Below are 19980 nucleotides of genomic sequence, written 5' to 3' on the forward strand. Positions count from 1 at the left end.
GGAAAACAGGCCCGGATGAATAATCGGCCACCACATCAATAAGCAACCGGAATGAATTAGCGCAACCAACATACCTGCAACTCGAATTATTTAGGGTATTCCCGTCATACTTCAAGTTGCAGGTGTGTTGGCTGCGTTCGTTCACCCGAATCACTTACCTGAGTAAGCTCATCGGGATTTACTCACTTGCCGCCTTCCTGCAACTCGAATTATTTAGGGTATTACGCCATTCGTCGGGTGCGACCGCGTTAAAAATAACCCATCAGGCATGTGATGCTGTATTTTTGCACAAACGAAGAAAATATAGACCAGCGCGGAGGAGAAATAAACCCCCACGCCGTATAGCAGGAATGAAAAAATCAGATATGGGTAACAATATCTTTAATCAGACGCGGTCCGCGATAAATAAATCCGCTATAAATCTGAACCAGCGTCGCCCCGGCAGCTAATTTTTCTCTGGCGGCGACCACCGAATCAATTCCGCCTACGCCAATAATCGGCAACCGCCCCTGCAATTCCTGCGACAGACGACGAATCACTTCGGTGCTGCGCGACTGCAATGGACGCCCGCTTAATCCACCGGTTTGCCCGCAATGATTCAGCCCCTGGATCAATTGACGATCCAACGTCGTATTGGTGGCGATCACGCCATCGATATTATGGCGCACCAGACTGTCGGCAATTTGGATCAATTCTTCTTCAGAAAGATCCGGCGCAATTTTTACCGCGACCGGCACATATTTCTGATAATGGGCGTGCAGCTCAGCCTGTTTATTTTTTACAGCCTGTAACAAATCATCCAGCGCATCGCCATATTGCAGCGTGCGTAATCCCGGCGTATTGGGAGAGGAAATATTGATGGCAATATAACCGGCATGGGAATAGACCTTATCCATACAAATCAGGTAATCGTCTTTTCCCTGTTCCACCGGCGTGTCTTTATTCTTGCCGATATTGATGCCAAGCACGCCGCCAAAACGCGACTGTTTGACATTCTCCACCAGATTATCCACCCCGCGATTGTTGAAGCCCATGCGGTTGATCAGCCCTTCGGCTTCCACCACCCGGAACAAACGCGGCTTGTCATTGCCCGGCTGCGGGCGCGGCGTAACGGTGCCGACTTCAATAAAGCCGAACCCCATGGCGCCGAGCGCATCGATACACTCGCCGTCCTTATCCAGCCCGGCGGCCAGCCCCAGCGGATTGCGGAACGACAGCCCCATGCAGGTCACCGGCTTGGTGGGAACCGACTGGCGAACCAACCATTCAAACGGAGTGTGGGTAATGCGGCGCAGCTGATGCAGGGTAAACTCGTGCGCCTGTTCAGGGTCGAGCTGGAATAACGCTTTACGAATGAGGGGATACATGACTTCTCCTGGATTCCCGGTTACAAACCGGGGGCGTATTATCGTCCATCGTCAGGCGAAAGGGAATTGACCTGGGCCAAAAAACGCCGCGACGACGCAATCGTTTTCCTTTATACGCCGCGCATTGCGGATTTTTTATTCGTTTTTTCACTTTCCATTCCACAATAAATCATTTTTCGAACCGCCGCCGCGTCTGCCAGACTGACCAAACTGTTATTAAATCGTGATAATTGATAATTATTGGTTATACCCTAGATAGTTCGAGTTGCAGAAAGCCGGCGACGCAGCGTGCTGCGGCCCCGCAAGGGGCGAGGCCCAGGGATGGGCCGAGTAATAAAGCCAACGCATCGGCAACTTGAAGTATGACGGGTATATAAGGAGTCACCATGCGCGTTATAACACTGGCAGGTAGCCCGCGTTACCCTTCCCGTTCAACCGCTTTATTGCATCACGCCGGAAAATGGCTGGAAGCCAAAGGCGCCGAGGTGTTGCCGTGGCACCTGCACAACTTTCCGCCGGAAGACCTGCTCAATGCCCGTTTCGACAGCCCAGCGCTGCAAACCCTGAATGAACAACTCGCCAGCGCCGACGGCCTGCTGATCGCCACCCCGATTTACAAAGCGTCGTTTTCCGGCGGCCTGAAAGCGCTGCTGGACGTGTTGCCGGAGCGAGCGCTGGAACACAAAGTGGTGCTGCCGCTGTCCACCGCCGGCTCCGTCGCCCACATGCTGGCTGTGGATTACAGCCTTAAACCGGTGCTGAACGCGCTGAAAGCACAGGAAATTCTGCAGGGCGTGTTCGCAGATGACAGCCAGATCAGCCACTACGACCGAACCCCGATCTTCAGCGATGCGCTGGAAGCCCGTCTGCAAGACGCCCTGAATATCTTCTTTCAGGCATTGATTCGCCGTCAGCCCGAACCCTTGCGTCAGAGCGCCTGACCGGCTGCTTTATATAAGGAAAGAAATGCTATGTTGTCCCGGATTAAACAAGCCGCCCTGACACTGCTGTTCTCTGGCGCGCTCGGCGTGTCCGCTCTCGCCCACGCGGCCAGCGACCCTGAACAGTTGCGTATCGGTTTTCAGAAAGGTTCGGTCAGCCTGGTGCTGGCTAAGACCCATCAGTTGCTGGAAAAACAGTTCCCGCACACCAAAATCAGCTGGATTGAATTTCCAGCCGGGCCGCAAATGCTGGAAGCGCTGAACATCGGCAGCATCGATGTCGGCAGTACCGGCGATATCCCGCCGCTCTTCGCACAGGCCGCCGGCGCCGATCTGGTCTACATCGGTGTCGAACCGCCCAAACCTAAAGCCGAAGTGATTCTGGTCAAGAGCGACAGCCCGATCAAAACCGTCGCCGACCTGAAAGGCCGCAAGGTGGCGTTCCAGAAAGGATCCAGTTCCCACAACCTGCTGCTGCGCAATCTGCAGAAAGCAGGGCTGACATTCGCCGATATTCAGCCGACCTACCTGACGCCGGCCGACGCTCGCGCCGCATTCCAGCAGGGTAACGTTGATGCCTGGACCATCTGGGATCCCTACTATTCCGCCGCGCTGCTGCAAGGCGGCGTGCGGGTACTGGCCGACGGTACCGACCTGAATCTGACCGGTTCGTTTTACCTGGCGTCCCGCCGTTATGCCGAACAACACGGCGCTTTCCTGCAACAGTTACTCAATACGCTGACCCAGGCCGACGCCCTGACCATCAGCCAGCGTTCGCAAAGCGTTACGTTGCTGGCCAACGCCATGGGGTTGCCGGAAGCGGTTATCAGCACCTATTTCGATCATCGTCCGGTGACGGTGATCAAACCGGTGGATGAACGCACTCTGCAAGCGCAGCAGCACACCGCCGACCTGTTTTACGAAAACCGCCTGATTCCCACCAGGCTGGATGTCGCCAGCCGCATCTGGCGCGCCCCGGCAGCACACTAATCCTGCCTGATTTCATGGAGACGATGACAATGAGTCTGAATATTTTCTGGTTCCTGCCCACTCACGGCGATGGGCACTACTTTGGCAAAGGCGAAAACGCTCGCCCGGTTGATTACGGTTACCTGCAACAGATCGCGCAAGCGGCGGACCGACTGGGTTTCGGCGGCGTGCTGATCCCTACCGGCCGTTCCTGCGAAGACTCCTGGCTGGTGGCGTCATCGCTGATCCCGGTCACCCAGCGTCTGCGTTTTCTGGTGGCGCTACGCCCCGGGATCATCTCGCCCACGCTGGCCGCCCGTCAGGCCGCCACGCTGGATCGGCTGTCCAACGGCCGGGCGCTGTTTAATCTGGTGACCGGCGGCGACCCGGACGAACTGGCCGCCGAAGGGCTGTTTCTCGATCATGAAGCACGCTATGAAGCGTCCGCCGAATTTACCCGTATCTGGCGGCGGGTGCTGGAAGGCGAAACCGTCGATTACGACGGCAAGCACATTCAGGTGAAAGGCGCCAAGCTGCACTACCCGCCGGTACAACAGCCGCGTCCGCCGCTCTACTTCGGCGGTTCATCCGACGCGGCGCTGGATCTGGCCGCCGAACAGGTAGAACTCTACCTCACCTGGGGCGAGCCGCCGGCGCAGGTAAAAGAAAAGCTGGATAGCGTACGGGCCAAAGCCGCCGCACAAGGGCGCAGCGTACGTTTCGGCATCCGCCTGCACGTCATTGTGCGCGAAACCAATGAAGAGGCCTGGCAGGCCGCCAACCGCCTGATCTCCCGGCTGGACGACGACACCATCGCTCAGGCGCAGGCATCGCTGAAACGTTTTGACTCGGTGGGCCAGCAACGCATGGTGGCGCTGCACGGCGGTCGCCGCGACAAGCTGGAGATCAGCCCCAACCTGTGGGCCGGCATCGGTCTGGTGCGCGGCGGTGCTGGCACCGCACTGGTGGGCGACCCGCAAACCGTGGCGCAACGCATTCAGGAATACGCCGATCTGGGCATCGATACGTTTGTTCTGTCCGGCTATCCGCATCTGGAGGAAGCCTACAAAGTGGGCGAACTGCTGTTTCCACATCTGGATGTGGCGGTACCGGAAGTGCCGCAACCGCAGCCTCTGCGTTCGCAAGGCGAAATCGTCGGCAACGAGTTTGTCCCGCTGCTGAAAGCGGCGCAGAGCTGAGGGCGGCCGCATGCGCAAGACACTGACGCTTATTACCGAACGCCTGACGCCCTGGCTGCTGCCGCTGCTGCTGGTGGCGGTCTGGCAGCTCGCGTCCAGCGTCGGCTGGCTCTCCACCCGGATCCTGCCTTCGCCGGAAGCGATTGCCGTGACCTTCTGGCGGCTGACCCGCAGCGGTGAACTGTGGCAGCACCTCAGTATCAGTACCTGGCGTGCGCTGATCGGGTTTGCCATCGGCGGTGCGCTGGGGCTGGCGCTTGGCTTTATTACCGGGCTGTCCCGCACCGGCGAGCGCCTGCTGGACACCTCGGTGCAGATGCTGCGCAACGTGCCGCATCTGGCATTGATCCCACTGGTGATTCTGTGGTTCGGCATTGAAGAGAGCGCCAAGATCTTTCTGGTGGCGCTCGGCACCCTGTTCCCTGTCTACCTCAACACCTATCACGGCATCCGCAATATCGACAGCGGCCTGCTGGAAATGTCGCGCAGTTACGGCCTGTCCGGCTTCCGGCTGTTCCGCGAGGTGCTGCTGCCCGGCGCGCTGCCCTCGATCATGGTCGGCGTGCGTTTCTCGCTCGGCTTGATGTGGCTGACGCTGATCGTAGCGGAAACCATCTCCGCCAGTTCCGGCATCGGCTATCTGGCGATGAACGCCCGCGAATTTCTGCAAACCGATGTGGTGGTGGTGGCGATCATTCTGTACGCCCTGCTGGGCAAGCTGGCTGACGTCATCGCCCTGACGCTGGAACGCATCTGGCTGCGTTGGCACCCCAGTTGGCAATTAACGGAGGAACACGCATGACTCTCGACACCACTGCGCTCAATACCGCTGCGCCGGCCCGCCTTAACGCCGGCACCCCGTTGCTGATCAACGGCGTCACCAAGCGCTATGGTCAGCGCACTATTCTGCATGACGTACACCTGCACATTCCGGCCGGTCAGTTCGTCGCCGTAGTCGGCCGCAGCGGCTGCGGTAAGAGCACCCTGCTGCGCCTGCTGGCTGGTCTGGAGCACGCCAGCGGCGGGGAATTGCTGGCCGGCCGCGCCCCGCTGCATCAGGCGCGCGACGATATCCGGCTGATGTTTCAGGAAGCACGGTTGTTGCCCTGGAAGCGGGTGCTCGACAACGTCGGACTGGGATTGCGCGGCGAATGGCGCACGGCTGCGCATCAGGCGCTGGACGCGGTCGGGCTGTCATCACGGGCCGCCGACTGGCCGGCCGCGCTGTCCGGCGGGCAAAAACAACGGGTGGCGCTGGCGCGCGCGCTGATCCATCGTCCCGGTCTGTTATTGCTGGATGAACCGCTTGGCGCGCTGGACGCGCTGACGCGTATCGAAATGCAGGGGCTGATCGAATCCCTATGGCTGCAACAGGGATTTACCGTACTGCTGGTGACCCACGACGTCAGCGAAGCCGTCGCGCTGGCCGACCGGGTGATCCTGATCGAAGAAGGCCGGGTCGGGCTGGATGTGGCGATTGACCTGCCGCGACCGCGTCGCCGCGGCTCCGCCCGGCTGGCCGAACTGGAAGCGCAGGTGCTGGAGCGGATTTTGACGCCAACCGTGTCCCGCGATGCACCGCACCGATCGCAGGCGCATGCCTGATATATGTTCCCCATTCCAGGTATAAAAAAACCACCGACTGTCGACAGCGGTGGTTCTTTATTATTGCCATAATATCAATAATACACTGATATTATTTTGGTTGCGCTTACGCCCCCAGCGCTTTCGTTATCTTCTCGAACAGATCGCCGGACAGGTTTTCCAGCCCTTTCAGCGTTTCCAGCGCCTGACGCATCAGCGCCTGACGGTTGCTGTCGTAACGCTTGAAGCGAATCAGCGGTTCAATCAGGCGGGAAGCCACCTGCGGGTTGCGGGTGTTCAGATCGCTGAGCATCTCCGTCAGGAACTGATAGCCGCTGCCGTCTACCGCGTGGAACGCCGACGGGTTGCCCGCACAGAACGAGCCGACCAGCGAACGCAGACGGTTGGGGTTGTTCAGGCTGAAGGAACGGTGGTTGAGCAATTCACGCACCCGGTTCAACACGTCGCTGGCCGGGCTGCTGGCCTGCAGGACGAACCATTTGTCCATCACCAGACCATCCTGATGCCAGCGCTCGTCAAAGGCCGCCAGCAGCGTATCCCGGCTCGGCAGTTGCGCAGCGACAGCCGCCGCCATCGCCGCCAGCGAATCGGTCATGTTGTCGGCATCGGTAAACTGCGCCGCCGCCAGCGCGTCCGCCTGGGAGCGATCGGCAAACGCCAGATAGCTCAGGCACACATTGCGCAGCGCACGTTTGCCCATATCCTGCTGATCAACGCGGTAGGACGCCAGTTTGTTGGCGCGATATACCGCCAGCAGTTCATCCGCCATTTCCTGCGCCAGCGTTTGCACCAGCGACTGACGCACCGCGGCGATAGCGTCCGGATCGATGACGTCAAGCAGTTCGGCCATTTCGTTTTCGCTCGGCAGCGACAGGATCTGAGACGCCAGCATCGGATCCAGTTGGTCATCCAGCAGCACGCCGCGGAACGCATCCACCACGTGCATCGGCAGCGACAACGGCTGTTTCTGCTGATAACGCGCCACGTTCAGGCGGATGTAGTTGGCCAGCAGACTCTGAGCCGCGTCCCAGCGGGAAAACGCATTGCTGGCGTGACGCATCAGGAACGTCAGTTGCTCATCGCTCCAGGGGTAGTTCAGTTTTACCGGCGCGGAGAATTCGCGCAGCAGCGACGGCACCGGCTGGCAGGGGACATCGTCAAACACGAACGTCTGTTCCGCTTCGGTCACGTTCAGCACCGAACCCAGCTTCTGCCCTTTCTGACGCAGCGAGATCACCAGCCCTTCGGTATCGTACAATTCCACATCCAGCGGGATATGCAGCGGCAGCTTGGGTTGCTTATCGGCGCCGACCGGCGTCGTCTGGCTGACGTGCAGGCGGTACTGACGGGTGGCGGCGTCGTAATCGTCGCGTACCGTCACCACCGGCGTGCCGGACTGGCTGTACCAGCGGCGGAACTGGGACAGATCGACGCTGGACGCGTCCTCCATCGCCTGCACAAAATCGTCACAGGTGGCGGCGCTGCCGTCATGACGATCAAAATACAGTCGCATTCCCGCCTGGAATTTCTCTTCACCCAGCAGCGTGTGCATCATACGAATCACTTCCGACCCTTTTTCATAAACCGTCAGGGTGTAGAAGTTATTCATCTCGATAACCTGATCCGGACGAATCGGGTGGGACATCGGGCTAGCGTCTTCGGCGAACTGTGCGCCGCGCATGACGCGCACGTTGTCGATACGATTGGCCGGGCGGGAGCCGACGTCGGAGCTGAACTCCTGGTCGCGGAACACCGTCAGCCCTTCTTTCAGGCTCAGTTGGAACCAGTCGCGGCAGGTCACGCGGTTACCGGTCCAGTTGTGGAAATATTCATGGGCGATCACCGCTTCGATACCGAGGTAATCCTTGTCGGTGGCGGTTTCAGCCTTGGCCAGCACAAACTTGGAGTTGAAAATGTTCAGCCCCTTGTTCTCCATCGCCCCCATGTTGAAGAAATCCACCGCCACGATCATATAAATGTCGAGGTCGTATTCCAGGCCAAAGCGGGTTTCATCCCACTTCATGGCGTTCTTCAGCGAGGTCATCGCCCAGTCGGCGCGGTCGAGATTGCCGCGATCCACGAACAGCTCCAGCGCCACTTCTCGACCGGAACGGGTGATGAAACTGTCGCGCAGCACATCAAAATCGCCGGCCACCAGCGCAAACAGGTAGCAGGGTTTCGGGAACGGATCTTGCCATTCCACCCAGTGGCGGCCTTCGCCCTGTTCACCCTGCGCCACACGGTTACCGTTGGAGAGCAGGTACGGGTAGCGCGCCTTATCGGCGGTAATACGGGTGGTGAAACGCGCCAATACATCCGGGCGGTCCAGATAATAGGTGATGTGGCGGAATCCTTCCGCTTCGCATTGGGTGCACAGCGCTTCGCCTGACTGATACAACCCTTCCAGCGCGCTGTTGGTCGCCGGGCTGATTTCCGTTTCAATCCGCAGCGTGAATTTCTCCGGCAACCCGGTCAGTTCCAGGCCGCCTTCCAGCAAACGGTGCGCCTGCCAGTCCTGACCATCGACCTGCACGCTCAGTAATTTCAGTCCTTCACCATCCAGTTTCAGCGCTGCGCCCTGCTCTCCTTGCAGCACTACCTGGCTGACGGCTACCACCCGGGTCTGTTCCGGGTGCAGGTCAAAATCCAGCGCGATGTCGGTAATGGTATAGTCCGGCGCGCGGTAATCGTGCCGGTATTTGACTTGTGGTTGTTGACTCATGACTGATTACCTTAATGACAGCAGTAATGATGACGGCGCAGGATGCCCTGGCTGCGCATTCGTTCTTCCTTATATATAGAAGAACAAAAACGCGGTTAACACACCGAATGCTACCGGCTACGAAGAACCCGCGCAGTCGGGCAATAATCGCCGTCTTTTATGTATTCACACAGTAAACAGGGGTAAACAGCCTCCCTGCGCCGGCATTTATCCGCCGGTAAGCGGGAAACCGCATTATCGCCTGCTTACGTGCCTGATCCCGTCTACTTTGTACGCAGTTCCGTTATTCAACAGGCTGTTACGTCTATTAAAGGGGAGTGACTGTCGGAATGCAAACTTTCCTGCTTTTCATATGCTGTCGTGACGGTAAGTCGATTTTCCCGGTAATTTTGTTTAGTATAAAAAACATTATAATTCAACCACTCATGTTAAATAGGCGGTAAAAACAGATACTTTTTTGTCACAATCGCACGATTGAATCTCGCCTTCATCCGCCCAATATGATGTGATAAGCCCAATTGAACAGACAGTTGGCTCTCGCTGTCGATGACCAAGACAGTCACTTGCATTAGCTTGTAAATTGTATTAAACGAGGATGCGGTAACGCATTATGACTTTACACACTGCCCCGATACTGACCTCATTGCTGGATACCGACGCCTATAAACTGCATATGCAGCAAGCGGTCTACCATCACTATCATGATGTGCATGTGGCCGCTGAATTTCGCTGCCGCGGCGATGAGTTGTTAGGGTGCTATGCCGATGAGATCCGGGCGCAGGTAGAGGCCATGAGCCAACTGTCGCTGCATGACGATGAGTACGCCTACCTCGCTTCCCTGCCGTTTTTCAAAACCGACTATCTCGACTGGCTGAAAACCTTCCGCTTTAATCCGGCGCAAATCCGCGTCAGCAATCATCAGGGCAAGCTGGATATTCGTATCACCGGGCCGTGGCGCGAAGTGATTCTGTGGGAAGTGCCGCTGCTGGCGGTCATCAGTGAAGTGGTGCACCGCGCCCGCACGCCCGGCGAGCACGTCGCCGCCGCGCTCAGCCAGTTGCACGACACGCTGGCGCGTTTTCGCCAGCACAGCGCCGATACCGACCTCAGCCGTTTCAGACTGATGGATTTCGGCACCCGCCGTCGTTTCTCTCGTGAGGTTCAGCACCAGATCGTGCGGACTCTCAAGGCGGAGTTCCCTTATCTGATCGGCACCAGCAACTACGATCTGGCGCGACGCCTGCAACTGACGCCGGTCGGTACCCAGGCGCACGAATGGTTCCAGGCTCATCAGCAGATCAGCCCGACGCTGGCCAACAGTCAACGGGCCGCGCTGGACGCCTGGCTGCAGGAATATCCGGAGCAGCTCGGTATCGCGCTGACCGACTGCATCACCATGGACGCTTTCCTGCGCGACTTCGACCGGCAATTCGCCCGGCGCTATCAGGGATTACGGCATGACTCCGGCGACCCGATCGAATGGGGTGAAAAAGCCATCGCCCATTATCACGCGCTGGATATCGATCCGATGAGCAAAACGCTGGTGTTTTCCGATAACCTCAATCTGGAAAAAACGCTGCACCTTTACCGTCACTTCGGGCAACGCATCAACGTGGTCTTCGGTATCGGCACCCGCCTGACCTGCGATATCCCCGGCGTCAAACCGTTGAATATCGTCATCAAACTGGTGGAGTGCAACGGCAAACCGGTAGCCAAGCTGTCAGACAGCCCGGGAAAAACCATTTGCCAGGATCAGGCGTTCGTCAGCGCGCTGCGCAAGGCGTTTGATCTGCCGCGAGTGAAAAAAGCCTCCTGAGCATCGTGCCTCCTGTACGACTGACTACTCTTTAAGCCGGCAGCACCGGAATCGCGTAAAACTTGGCGCGTTCCGGTGATTTCTGCTTGTGTCCTGCCTAACGACAAGTAACATAACGAAACGCCCGTTGCTGGGCAGTGACAGTTACCCATTAAATTTCACCAATAGAGAGAATGTTATGAGCGTAGTGCCTGTAGTCGACGTACTGCAAGGCCGTGTCGCCGTTGACAGTGACGTCACCGTGCGCGGCTGGGTACGTACCCGGAGAGACTCTAAAGCCGGTATTTCCTTTATTGCCGTCTATGACGGTTCCTGCTTTGATTCGCTACAGGCCGTCGTCAATAATAATCTTGCCAATTACCAGAGCGATGTTCTGCGTTTGACTACCGGTTGTTCGGTGGAAGTCACCGGCAAGGTGGTGGAATCTCCCGGCGAAGGCCAAAGTTTTGAGCTGCAGGCGACCGAAATCAAGATAGTCGGCTGGGTGGAAGATCCCGATACCTATCCGATGGCGGCCAAACGCCACAGCATCGAATACCTGCGTGAAGTCGCGCATTTGCGCCCACGCACCAACCTGGTCGGCGCCGTCGCCCGTGTGCGTCACACGCTGGCGCAGGCTATCCATCGCTTCTTCCATCAGAGCGGTTTCTACTGGGTTTCCACCCCGATCATTACCGCCTCCGATACCGAAGGCGCCGGCGAAATGTTCCGGGTATCCACACTGGATCTGGAAAACCTGCCGCGCAACGATCAGGGCAAAGTGGATTTCAGCGAAGATTTCTTCGGTAAAGAAGCATTCCTGACCGTATCCGGCCAGCTTAACGGCGAAACCTATGCCTGCGCCCTGTCTAAAATCTACACCTTTGGGCCGACCTTCCGTGCTGAAAACTCCAACACCAGCCGCCACCTGGCGGAGTTCTGGATGATCGAGCCGGAAGTGGCGTTTGCAACGCTGGACGACGTCGCCGCGCTGGCGGAAAACCTGTTGAAGTTCGTGTTCAAGGCCGTACTGGAAGAACGTGCCGATGACATGAAATTCTTTGCTGAACGCGTGGATAAAGACGCCATCAGCCGGCTGGAGCGTTTTGTCAGCTCTGACTTCGCCCAGGTGGATTACACCGATGCTATCACTATCCTGGAAAACTGTGGGCAGACATTTGAAAACCCGGTTTCCTGGGGCATCGACCTGTCTTCCGAGCACGAACGCTATCTGGCAGAAAAACACTTCCAGGCGCCTGTCGTCGTCAAAAACTACCCGAAAGATATCAAAGCATTTTATATGCGCATGAACAGCGACGGCAAAACCGTGGCGGCAATGGACGTACTGGCGCCGGGCATCGGCGAAATTATCGGTGGTTCCCAGCGTGAAGAGCGTCTGGAACAACTGGATGCCCGTCTGGAGGAAATGGGACTCAGTAAAGAAGACTACTGGTGGTACCGCGATCTGCGTCGTTACGGCACCATCCCCCATTCTGGTTTCGGTCTCGGTTTTGAACGTTTGATTGCTTATGTAACCGGTGTACAAAATGTGCGCGATGTTATTCCGTTCCCGCGCACACCGCGCAGCGCCACCTTCTAAGCAAAAAATAACATAAGAAAAACAGATATCTGCACTAAGAAGGGCACCTTATGGGTGCCCTTCTTTTTTTGCTTAATGAATGTGTCATAAAGTTCCCTTATTTTTACATTTTGAAATATATTTTTTCCAATTATTACGTTTTTACGAAATTAGTATCATTTAAACGGTAGATAAACGAGGGCGTGAATGGAAAACTGCGTGAAGACACAGGAAGACAACTGTGCTCGCAATAAAGTTCCGTTAAGGTTTTTTAATTGTGATGCAGAAGTCTGAATAACACCAATGAGGGTAATTAATAATGATGAAGCGCAATGTTCTTGCAGTGGTAATTCCTGCTCTGCTGGCTGCCGGTGCAGCTAACGCGGCTGAAGTGTACAACAAAGACGGTAACAAGCTGGATCTGAATGGCCGTGTTGCAGCAAAACACTATTTCTCTGATGCTAATACCACTGCAGATGGCAGCGGCGATCAGACTTATGCCCGTCTGGGTTTCAAAGGCGAAACCAAAATCAACAGCGATTTAACTGGTTATGGGCGTTTTGAATATCAGTTTAACGGCAAAGAAGGTGAAGACACCAACGGCAGCAAAGGCAAAACTCGTTATGCTTATGCCGGTCTGAAATTCGCTGATTTCGGTTCTCTGGATTACGGTCGTAACCTGGGTATCGCTTATGACGGTATTTCTTATACCGATGTTCTGCCGGAGTTTGGTGGCGACCAGAGCGCAACTGATAGCATCACAGGTCGTTCAAGCGGTGTTGCTACTTACCGCAACAAAAACTTCTTTGGTTTGGTAGATGGCTGGGACTTCGGTCTGCAGTATCAGAGCAAAAACGAACGTACTGGCGACGGTTCAGTTTCTTCGTCTAACCCGCTGCGTAAAATCTCCCGTCAGAATGGCGACGGTTGGGGTGTTTCTTCATCTTACACCGCTCCGATTGGTGTTGGTGTTATCGCCTCTTACGAAGCTGTTGACCTGACAGACGCTCAGAAAGCTACCGGTGTCGGCGAAAAAGCTGAAGCTTGGGCAACTGGTCTGAAATATGATGCGAACAATGTATACGTTGCTGCAACTTACGGTCAGTACCATAACCTCAGTGCTGTAGGCCCTAACACTTTCGCTGATAAAACCAAAATCTTCGAAGCTGTCGCCCAGTACAACTTTGACTTTGGCCTGACCCCGTCTCTGGCTTACGTTTCTGCTAAAGCTGACGATGATACCTCAGCTCAGAAAACCAGCGCTTACATCACTAAATATGTCAGCGTTGCAGCCACTTACGCATTTAACAAAAACTTCTCTGCGTTTGCAGAGTATAAAATCAATCTGATTAACAATGACAGCAACCCATATGGCGTTGGCACTGCTAACACTGTTGCAACGGGCGTGATTTACCAGTTCTAAATTGGGAAGTGCCGAGAAAATTAATCGGCCAATATCATGCAAGAAAACGCTGGTTTGCTTCGGCAACCAGCGTTTTTAATTATGCCACATGCGTCACAATAATTAAAAATAGTTATACATTGCTAATGCATAACTCATTTTTGCCGCTTTCATTCTCCACAACATACATTGCGATAAAATGTGACTTTCATTGCAATTTTATGAAAATAAAAGAATGACATCGCTAATTATGTTCATTTTAGAATCATCCATATCACCTTTAAATCTTAAGAAAAATTAATGTTTACATTTTTTCTATCCGATTGGTCTGATAAAAACTCAGAAACACAGTTAAATTTACATATTGAAACATTGAGTTTCTTTCTGTTTCACAAAGTGCTATTTGGTATCATTTGTGAGGTGGATAAACCTTATAGTGGATGAAACACTGCCTCCGGGTACAAAAGACATCGGTACTGGTTGAAAGTTCCATTAGTGACGAATTTTTGCCTGTAACCGAGATGATATGACCAATGAGGGTATTCATAATGATGAAACGTAATATTCTGGCAGTGGCTATCCCGGCGCTGTTGGCTGCTGGTGCAGCAAACGCCGCTGAAATCTACAACAAAGACGGCAACAAACTGGATCTGAACGGTAAACTGCATGCAGGTTACATTTTCGGTGATCAGAGCAAAACGCTGTTTGGCGACGGTGACAAAACCTACGCCCGTTTAGGTTTCACTGGCGAAACCAAAATCAATAGCGACCTGACTGGTTACGGTCGTTTCGAATATGAATTCAATGGCAGCGAAGGTGAAGACACCAACGGCAGCAAAGGCAAAACCCGCTATGCCTATGCCGGTCTGAAGTTTGCCCAATTTGGCTCTCTGGATTACGGCCGTAACAAAGGCATCGCCTATGACGGTATTTCTTATACCGACGTACTGCCGGAATGGGGCGGTGATAACAGCTACACCGATACCATTACTGGCCGTAACTCTGGCGTATTGACCTATCGCAACAAGAACTTCTTCGGTCTGGTTGATGGCTGGAACTTTGGTCTGCAGTATCAGGCCAAAAATGAACGCACTGGTGATGGCTCTGTTTCTTCTTCCAACCCGCAACGTGCTCTGAAACGCCAGAATGGCGACGGCTGGGGTGTTTCTTCTTCTTACACCGCTCCGTTTGGCGTAGGTATCATCGCTTCTTATGAAGCCGTGGACCGCACTGATGCGCAGCTGGCACAGGGTGAAGGCAAGAAAGCTGAAGCCTGGGCTACCGGTCTGAAATATGATGCGAACAATGTATACGTTGCCGCAACCTACGGTCAGTACCGCAACCTGACTTTCGTTAACGCAGCCAATATTGCATTCGCTGATAAAACCAAAGTCTTTGAAGCTGTTGCACAGTATACCTTCGATTTCGGTCTGAAACCGTCTCTGGCTTACGTCTCTGCTAAAGCAGATGACGAAACCGGCGCAGGTGCAGGTACCAGCGGTTATGTCCTCAAGTATGTCAGCGTGGGTTCGACTTATTCTTTCAACAAGAATCTGTCCGCCTCTGTTGAATACGCGATCAACCTGATCGACAACGATAACAACCCGTACAGCGTAAGAACCGGCAACAGCGTCTTCACCGGCCTGACCTACCAGTTCTAATCCCTTTTACGTTTTCAACGTAAAGAGGCAAAGCCAGGACATGTTCCTGGCTTTATTATTTCTGCGGTATCTCGTCTGCTTCTTCTCTACTGGGTATTTATACCACCACATTCCTTCCCGCCATTATTTCCGTTTCTTTTGATGCAAACGGTTGGCAAAGCCGGGCGCTGGCGTTAACCTGCTATTTCTGTTTACTCTCTGTCATGGATTACTTCGCAATGTTTGAAAAAATCTCTGCCGCACCTGCCGACCCGATTCTTGGGCTGGCCGACCTGTTTCGCGCTGACGAGCGTCCTCATAAAATCAATCTGGGGATTGGTGTCTATAAAGACGAAACAGGTAAGACGCCGGTACTCACCAGTGTTAAAAAAGCGGAACAGCTGTTGCTGGAAACAGAAACCACCAAAAACTACCTGAGTATCGATGGCATACCGGAATTTGCCCGTTGCACTCAGGAACTGTTGTTCAGTAAGCAGAGCGAGATCATTGCGAATAAACGAGCACGCACCGCACAAACGCCGGGCGGCACCGGTGGCCTGCGTGTCGCCGCAGACTTCATTGCCAACCAGACCAGCGCCAAGCGTATCTGGGTCAGTAACCCGAGCTGGCCGAACCACAAAAATATTTTCACTGCCGTCGGCCTCGAAGTCTGTGATTACACTTACTACGATGCGGTTAACCACGCGCTGGATTTCGACGGTATGCTGACCAGCCTCAATGCGGCTCAGGCCGGCGATGTTGTGCTGTTCCATGGCTGTTGTCATAACCCCACCGGCATCGACCCAACACAAGCGCAGTGGGCGCAGTTGGCCGATCTGGCGCTGGAAAAAGGCTGGCTGCCGTTGTTTGACTTCGCCTATCAGGGTTTTGCCCGTGGTCTGGATGAAGACGCCGAAGGGTTGCGCATTTTTGCCGCCAAACACAAAGAATTAATCGTCGCCAGTTCTTACTCCAAGAACTTTGGCTTGTACAACGAGCGTGTCGGCGCCTGCACTATCGTGGCGGCAGATACCGCTACTGTCGACACCGCATTCAGCCAGGTCAAGGCGGCGATCCGCGCCAACTATTCCAACCCACCGTCACACGGTGCGGCGGTTGTGGCGACGGTGCTCGCCAACGAGTCGCTGCGTAACATCTGGGAACAGGAACTGACGGCAATGCGTGAACGTATTCAGCGCATGCGTCACCTGTTCGTCAGTACGCTGCAGGAAAAAGGCGCCAATCAGGATTTCTCCTTTATCATCAATCAGAATGGCATGTTCTCTTTCAGTGGACTGAGCAAGGATCAGGTGCTGCGTCTGCGCAACGAATTTGGGATTTACGCAGTGAACTCCGGCCGAATCAACGTGGCGGGCATGACACCGGAAAATATGGCGCCGCTGTGCGAAGCCATCGTTGCAGTGCTGTAATGATACTTGCCGCCCTTTTTAAAGGGCGCATGCAGACAAAGAGGCCAGCAAATATGCTGGCCTCTTTATTGCCCAATACAATGGGAATCAGTCAGTATCGCGCACAAACGGGTTAGTACGGCGCTCTTCACCAAATGTGGACATGGGTCCGTGACCCGGAATGAAAGCGATATCATCGCCCAGCGGGAACAACTTGTTGCGGATGGAATCCACCAGCGCCTGGTGGTTCCCTTGTGGGAAGTCACTACGCCCTACTCCGCCACGAAAAATCACATCGCCAACCTGTGCAAAACGCGCCTGTTCATCGATGAATACCACATGACCCGGCGTGTGCCCCGGGCAGTGCAGAACCGATAATACCGATTCGCCAATGGCGACGGTATCGCCTTCCTCCAGCCAGCGGGTCGGCACCAGCGGCGGACAATCATTCAAACCAAACATCCGACTCTGGGCGGGTAGCCCGTCGAGCCAGAAGGCGTCTGCCTGTTGCGGGCCAACGATCGGCACCTGAAAATGTTCAGCCAGCGCCGCCGCGGCACCCACATGGTCCAGATGACCATGCGTCAACAGAATCTGCGTCACCGTCACGCCGGTCTGCGCCACAACCTGCTTGATTTTGTCTGCTTCGCCGCCGGGATCAACAATGGCGGCCTGCAACGTTTTTTCACACCATAACAGCGTGCAATTCTGGCTAAAAGCTGTGACTGGAATAATCTGGTACTTCATACCGCTCCGTTTTACTTCAATCCTTGTTCAAGGGAATGCCGACTTCGCCCACTCAGTGATTCATGTTACCAGGTGCGAACCGCGCCGGTATCAATGTGCACAAAATTGCTCTGCGGGTAATAGCCAACGCCGCCGGCACGCATTTTCAACGCGGCTTTTCGAATATTAGCCAGTTGGACCCCTTCGATATGGAAGTCCATGGCTTTTCCCTGGGTGTGATAGCTCTGTTTTGCCACGCCCTTACTGTGCGACCGTAAATCCTCATTGGTGCTGTAAGAACGATAACCCGAGATCAGCTGTACCGGCTTGGCAGAACCCAACATGACTTGCAGGCGGTATAGCTGATCAAACAGCGCCGGGTCGATGGTTTTGACCTTGTTCGCCCGATAATCGCGGAAGAAATGGTTTAACCGGGATAACTCTTCTTTGTTATAACGACGACCATCGAAGAATTCGACTTTGAGGCGCTCACCGGTATTGATATTGTTCAGCGTAAGAATGCGCGGACGAGCCGTAGATAACGAAGCCAGCGATTGACCCGGTAGCAGTGCTATTCCTAACGCCGCGCCGCCGAGCGCCAGCCATTTGCGTCGATGATTATCAATGTGTTCCATAAAGCTTGAGTACCCTGGGCTAAAAAAAGCGAAGAGAAGAACAACAGGTGAAGCGGTACGTAAAAAATGCACCGCTTCGCACCTTAACTGCCTGCGGCAGGAGCGTCAACCGGCTTTACGCCAACTCTGGCGCGAGGTCCCACCGCTTTTCGCCTGACAACGCCCGTGGACGCAACCCGAGAATTGCCCGCATTACGGATACTTACTGTAATAATAATCCAACCTTAGACAAAGCCAGCGCGCCGGTTTTCACCGTATCATCATAATTGTAAATATCTGTGCGGAACTGCGGTTTGCCATCATCAGCCACCCAGGCAGTCAGGTAGTAAAAATTCACCGGTACTCTTTGGCGCACCGCCACATAAGTGGTGTTGCCCTGCTCAAGGGTTGACGAAATACGGGCATTGTTCCAGCCGGCATCCTGCAATAACAGTGCCGCCAATTCCGATGCCTTGTTAACACGCACACATCCCGAACTCAGCGCCCGGATATCTCTCTGAAACAAATTATGGTTAGGCGTATCATGCAGGTAGATGGCGTCCGTATTCGGCATATTGAACTTATAACGCCCCAGCGAATTGCTGTCCCCCGGCGCCTGACGCAGGCGGTACGGGAAGTTGCTGGCCGAAACCATCGGCCAATCGATCATCGAAGGATCAATCGGCTGAGCGCTTTCGGTCCAGTCTGACAGTACGGTATAACCGTGGCGCTGCAGATACCCCGGGTCCTGAATCACCTTAGGAATGATGTCCTGACGGGTAAGCGTGGTAGGCACGTTCCACGGCGGATTCATCACCACATTGCTCAGCGAACTGTTCATCAGCGGCGTCTTGCGTTTAGGCTGACCGACAATCACCTTTGACGACAAAATCTCCGCGCCATTCTGATAGTAACTGAGCGAGTAGTTGGGAATATTGACCACGATGCCGCTGCTGACCTTGTCCGGCACCAGCCGCAGGCGCTGGATATTCAACGCCAGCAACGTAGCGCGCATCTGCGAAGAGACATTGAGCCAGTCGCGGGTTCGTTTACCAATCACGCCGTCATCCTGCAGCCCTTGCGAGTGCTGGAAGCGTTTCACCGCATCCACAACCGCTCCGTCATAACGCAGCGGCGATGTATCACCTGATGACGCCTCATTAAACAGCGGCATCGCGGCACCATCCTGATTCAACATGCCGGTTCGCAGCAGAATCTCTTTTAAAACCGGTAACGCGTTGCTTTCATCGCCGGGACGCAATGAGTCCGCCAGTATAAGTTTCGGCCAGGGACGGTTGTCCGTCAGCATGTTTTTCAACGCGTCGTGCATTTTTGCATACTGGGAATGACGAGGCGCCAGCGATGCAATAAACGCCAGCCCGTTGCCCGATGCAACCGCCCGCTGCCACTGCTCAATCATCTCCGCCGATGGCATAGCCAACTTATAGGGAACACTGCTGTACAACCAGCTGTTGCCGTTTTTCTCCACCCCGGCGACAAACTGCATGTACCCGAGCATGGCGTCCGACAGCACCACATCACGGGCAAAACCGTTTAATTTCGGGTCGGTCAGCCAGGTGACCCAGGTAGTGAATTGCGGTTGAATACCGGAAAGCGCGACTTCCGCCAGTTGCTGCTGAAACGCTTTGACGACGTGGCTGTCGCTCCACATCGGTTGCATGTGCTGGCGCGTATAAAGCGCGGTCAATTCGCCAAGATAATGAGGTGAAATACCGGCGGGCAAACCAGCGGTAACAGAGGTATGACTTTTTGACGCGGCCGATGACACTGCACTGCCCGGTGCAATCGGCGAAGCCGCCTGAGCGGAAAACGAAGTCAACAGACTACCCAGCCAAATCGAGCTGGCTACCCCCAGAAGCAGTCTTTGTGTATTTCGTTTGACTAACAACATCCATTTATCCCCTGTACATAAAATGACACTGCTTTTATCACACTGCGTTTTTCGCAACCGGCCTGTTTCTGTTAGCCAATTATTTTTCGCAACCGATATA

The 19980-nt window shown here is 54.8% G+C and carries 15 protein-coding genes; 10 read left to right on the forward strand and 5 right to left on the reverse strand.

From position 1 onward, the window contains the following. Nucleotides 1-359: 359 nt before the first annotated feature. The gene (gene pyrD, locus CVE23_RS13600; protein ID WP_038668117.1) at nucleotides 360-1367 is read right to left on the reverse strand and encodes a quinone-dependent dihydroorotate dehydrogenase; all 1008 of its coding nucleotides are present in this window, start codon (nucleotides 1365-1367) and stop codon (nucleotides 360-362) included. A gap of 386 nt (nucleotides 1368-1753) precedes the next feature. Between pyrD and ssuE the strand changes: the two genes are divergently transcribed. The 5 genes from ssuE to ssuB are packed head-to-tail and all read left to right on the forward strand — an operon-like array spanning nucleotide 1754 to nucleotide 6081. Then, entirely contained in the window at nucleotides 1754-2308 is a 555-nt protein-coding gene (ssuE, locus tag CVE23_RS13605; protein ID WP_038919471.1) for an NADPH-dependent FMN reductase, read from the forward strand. 30 nt (nucleotides 2309-2338) lie between these two features. Then, on the forward strand, nucleotides 2339-3298 hold the full coding sequence (locus CVE23_RS13610; RefSeq protein ID WP_038919472.1) for a sulfonate ABC transporter substrate-binding protein: 960 nt from the start codon (nucleotides 2339-2341) through the stop codon (nucleotides 3296-3298). Between the two features lie 29 nt (nucleotides 3299-3327). Continuing rightward, entirely contained in the window at nucleotides 3328-4476 is a 1149-nt protein-coding gene (gene ssuD, locus CVE23_RS13615) for an FMNH2-dependent alkanesulfonate monooxygenase (RefSeq protein WP_038668112.1), read from the forward strand. A gap of 10 nt (nucleotides 4477-4486) precedes the next feature. Then, nucleotides 4487-5278, forward strand: a complete 792-nt coding sequence (gene ssuC, locus CVE23_RS13620) for an aliphatic sulfonate ABC transporter permease SsuC (RefSeq protein ID WP_100849742.1) — start codon at nucleotides 4487-4489, stop codon at nucleotides 5276-5278. After that, on the forward strand, nucleotides 5275-6081 hold the full coding sequence (gene ssuB / locus CVE23_RS13625; protein ID WP_049855098.1) for an aliphatic sulfonates ABC transporter ATP-binding protein: 807 nt from the start codon (nucleotides 5275-5277) through the stop codon (nucleotides 6079-6081). The genes ssuC and ssuB overlap by 4 nt, the downstream gene beginning before the upstream one ends. A 106-nt stretch (nucleotides 6082-6187) precedes the next feature. Here the strand turns inward: ssuB and pepN are convergent, their stop codons facing one another. Beyond that, nucleotides 6188-8803: an aminopeptidase N gene (gene pepN / locus CVE23_RS13630; protein WP_100849743.1), complete on the reverse strand. Its 2616-nt coding sequence runs from the start codon at nucleotides 8801-8803 to the stop codon at nucleotides 6188-6190. Nucleotides 8804-9413: 610 nt separating this feature from the next. Here pepN and pncB point away from each other — a divergent pair. From pncB to CVE23_RS13655, 5 genes are all read left to right on the forward strand, one after another. Further along, nucleotides 9414-10619, forward strand: a complete 1206-nt coding sequence (gene pncB / locus CVE23_RS13635) for a nicotinate phosphoribosyltransferase (RefSeq protein ID WP_100849744.1) — start codon at nucleotides 9414-9416, stop codon at nucleotides 10617-10619. 178 nt (nucleotides 10620-10797) lie between these two features. Beyond that, entirely contained in the window at nucleotides 10798-12198 is a 1401-nt protein-coding gene (asnS, locus tag CVE23_RS13640) for an asparagine--tRNA ligase (protein ID WP_100849745.1), read from the forward strand. A 298-nt stretch (nucleotides 12199-12496) separates the two neighbouring features. Continuing rightward, nucleotides 12497-13600, forward strand: coding sequence for a porin (locus CVE23_RS13645; protein WP_100849746.1), 1104 nt, complete (start codon nucleotides 12497-12499; stop codon nucleotides 13598-13600). Nucleotides 13601-14127: 527 nt separating this feature from the next. Next, complete coding sequence (locus CVE23_RS13650; RefSeq protein ID WP_100849747.1) at nucleotides 14128-15240, forward strand: porin; 1113 nt, start codon at nucleotides 14128-14130, stop codon at nucleotides 15238-15240. A gap of 218 nt (nucleotides 15241-15458) precedes the next feature. Continuing rightward, nucleotides 15459-16649, forward strand: a complete 1191-nt coding sequence (locus CVE23_RS13655; protein WP_100849748.1) for an amino acid aminotransferase — start codon at nucleotides 15459-15461, stop codon at nucleotides 16647-16649. Nucleotides 16650-16736: 87 nt separating this feature from the next. Here CVE23_RS13655 and CVE23_RS13660 read toward each other — a convergent pair whose 3' ends face one another. The 3 genes from CVE23_RS13660 to ldtD all read right to left on the reverse strand — a co-directional run bounded on the left by CVE23_RS13660 (nucleotide 16737) and on the right by ldtD (nucleotide 19880). Beyond that, nucleotides 16737-17375, reverse strand: coding sequence for an MBL fold metallo-hydrolase (locus CVE23_RS13660; protein WP_038919484.1), 639 nt, complete (start codon nucleotides 17373-17375; stop codon nucleotides 16737-16739). A gap of 65 nt (nucleotides 17376-17440) precedes the next feature. Then, complete coding sequence (gene mepK / locus CVE23_RS13665) at nucleotides 17441-17989, reverse strand: peptidoglycan L,D-endopeptidase MepK (RefSeq protein WP_049855092.1); 549 nt, start codon at nucleotides 17987-17989, stop codon at nucleotides 17441-17443. A gap of 202 nt (nucleotides 17990-18191) precedes the next feature. Then, nucleotides 18192-19880 (reverse strand): L,D-transpeptidase, encoded by a 1689-nt coding sequence (gene ldtD / locus CVE23_RS13670; RefSeq protein ID WP_100849749.1) that lies wholly within the window; start codon nucleotides 19878-19880, stop codon nucleotides 18192-18194. Nucleotides 19881-19980: the final 100 nt, after the last annotated feature.

Source organism: Dickeya fangzhongdai (genome assembly GCF_002812485.1).
In the GTDB taxonomy this organism is placed as follows: domain Bacteria; phylum Pseudomonadota; class Gammaproteobacteria; order Enterobacterales; family Enterobacteriaceae; genus Dickeya; species Dickeya fangzhongdai.

Coding starts and splice junctions, on each gene's coding strand:
- pyrD (WP_038668117.1), bottom strand. CDS start 1,367: ATGTATCCCCTCATTCGTAAAGCGTTATTCCAGCTCGACCCTGAACAG.
- ssuE (WP_038919471.1), top strand. CDS start 1,754: ATGCGCGTTATAACACTGGCAGGTAGCCCGCGTTACCCTTCCCGTTCA.
- CVE23_RS13610 (WP_038919472.1), top strand. CDS start 2,339: ATGTTGTCCCGGATTAAACAAGCCGCCCTGACACTGCTGTTCTCTGGC.
- ssuD (WP_038668112.1), top strand. CDS start 3,328: ATGAGTCTGAATATTTTCTGGTTCCTGCCCACTCACGGCGATGGGCAC.
- ssuC (WP_100849742.1), top strand. CDS start 4,487: ATGCGCAAGACACTGACGCTTATTACCGAACGCCTGACGCCCTGGCTG.
- ssuB (WP_049855098.1), top strand. CDS start 5,275: ATGACTCTCGACACCACTGCGCTCAATACCGCTGCGCCGGCCCGCCTT.
- pepN (WP_100849743.1), bottom strand. CDS start 8,803: ATGAGTCAACAACCACAAGTCAAATACCGGCACGATTACCGCGCGCCG.
- pncB (WP_100849744.1), top strand. CDS start 9,414: ATGACTTTACACACTGCCCCGATACTGACCTCATTGCTGGATACCGAC.
- asnS (WP_100849745.1), top strand. CDS start 10,798: ATGAGCGTAGTGCCTGTAGTCGACGTACTGCAAGGCCGTGTCGCCGTT.
- CVE23_RS13645 (WP_100849746.1), top strand. CDS start 12,497: ATGATGAAGCGCAATGTTCTTGCAGTGGTAATTCCTGCTCTGCTGGCT.
- CVE23_RS13650 (WP_100849747.1), top strand. CDS start 14,128: ATGATGAAACGTAATATTCTGGCAGTGGCTATCCCGGCGCTGTTGGCT.
- CVE23_RS13655 (WP_100849748.1), top strand. CDS start 15,459: ATGTTTGAAAAAATCTCTGCCGCACCTGCCGACCCGATTCTTGGGCTG.
- CVE23_RS13660 (WP_038919484.1), bottom strand. CDS start 17,375: ATGAAGTACCAGATTATTCCAGTCACAGCTTTTAGCCAGAATTGCACG.
- mepK (WP_049855092.1), bottom strand. CDS start 17,989: ATGGAACACATTGATAATCATCGACGCAAATGGCTGGCGCTCGGCGGC.
- ldtD (WP_100849749.1), bottom strand. CDS start 19,880: ATGTTGTTAGTCAAACGAAATACACAAAGACTGCTTCTGGGGGTAGCC.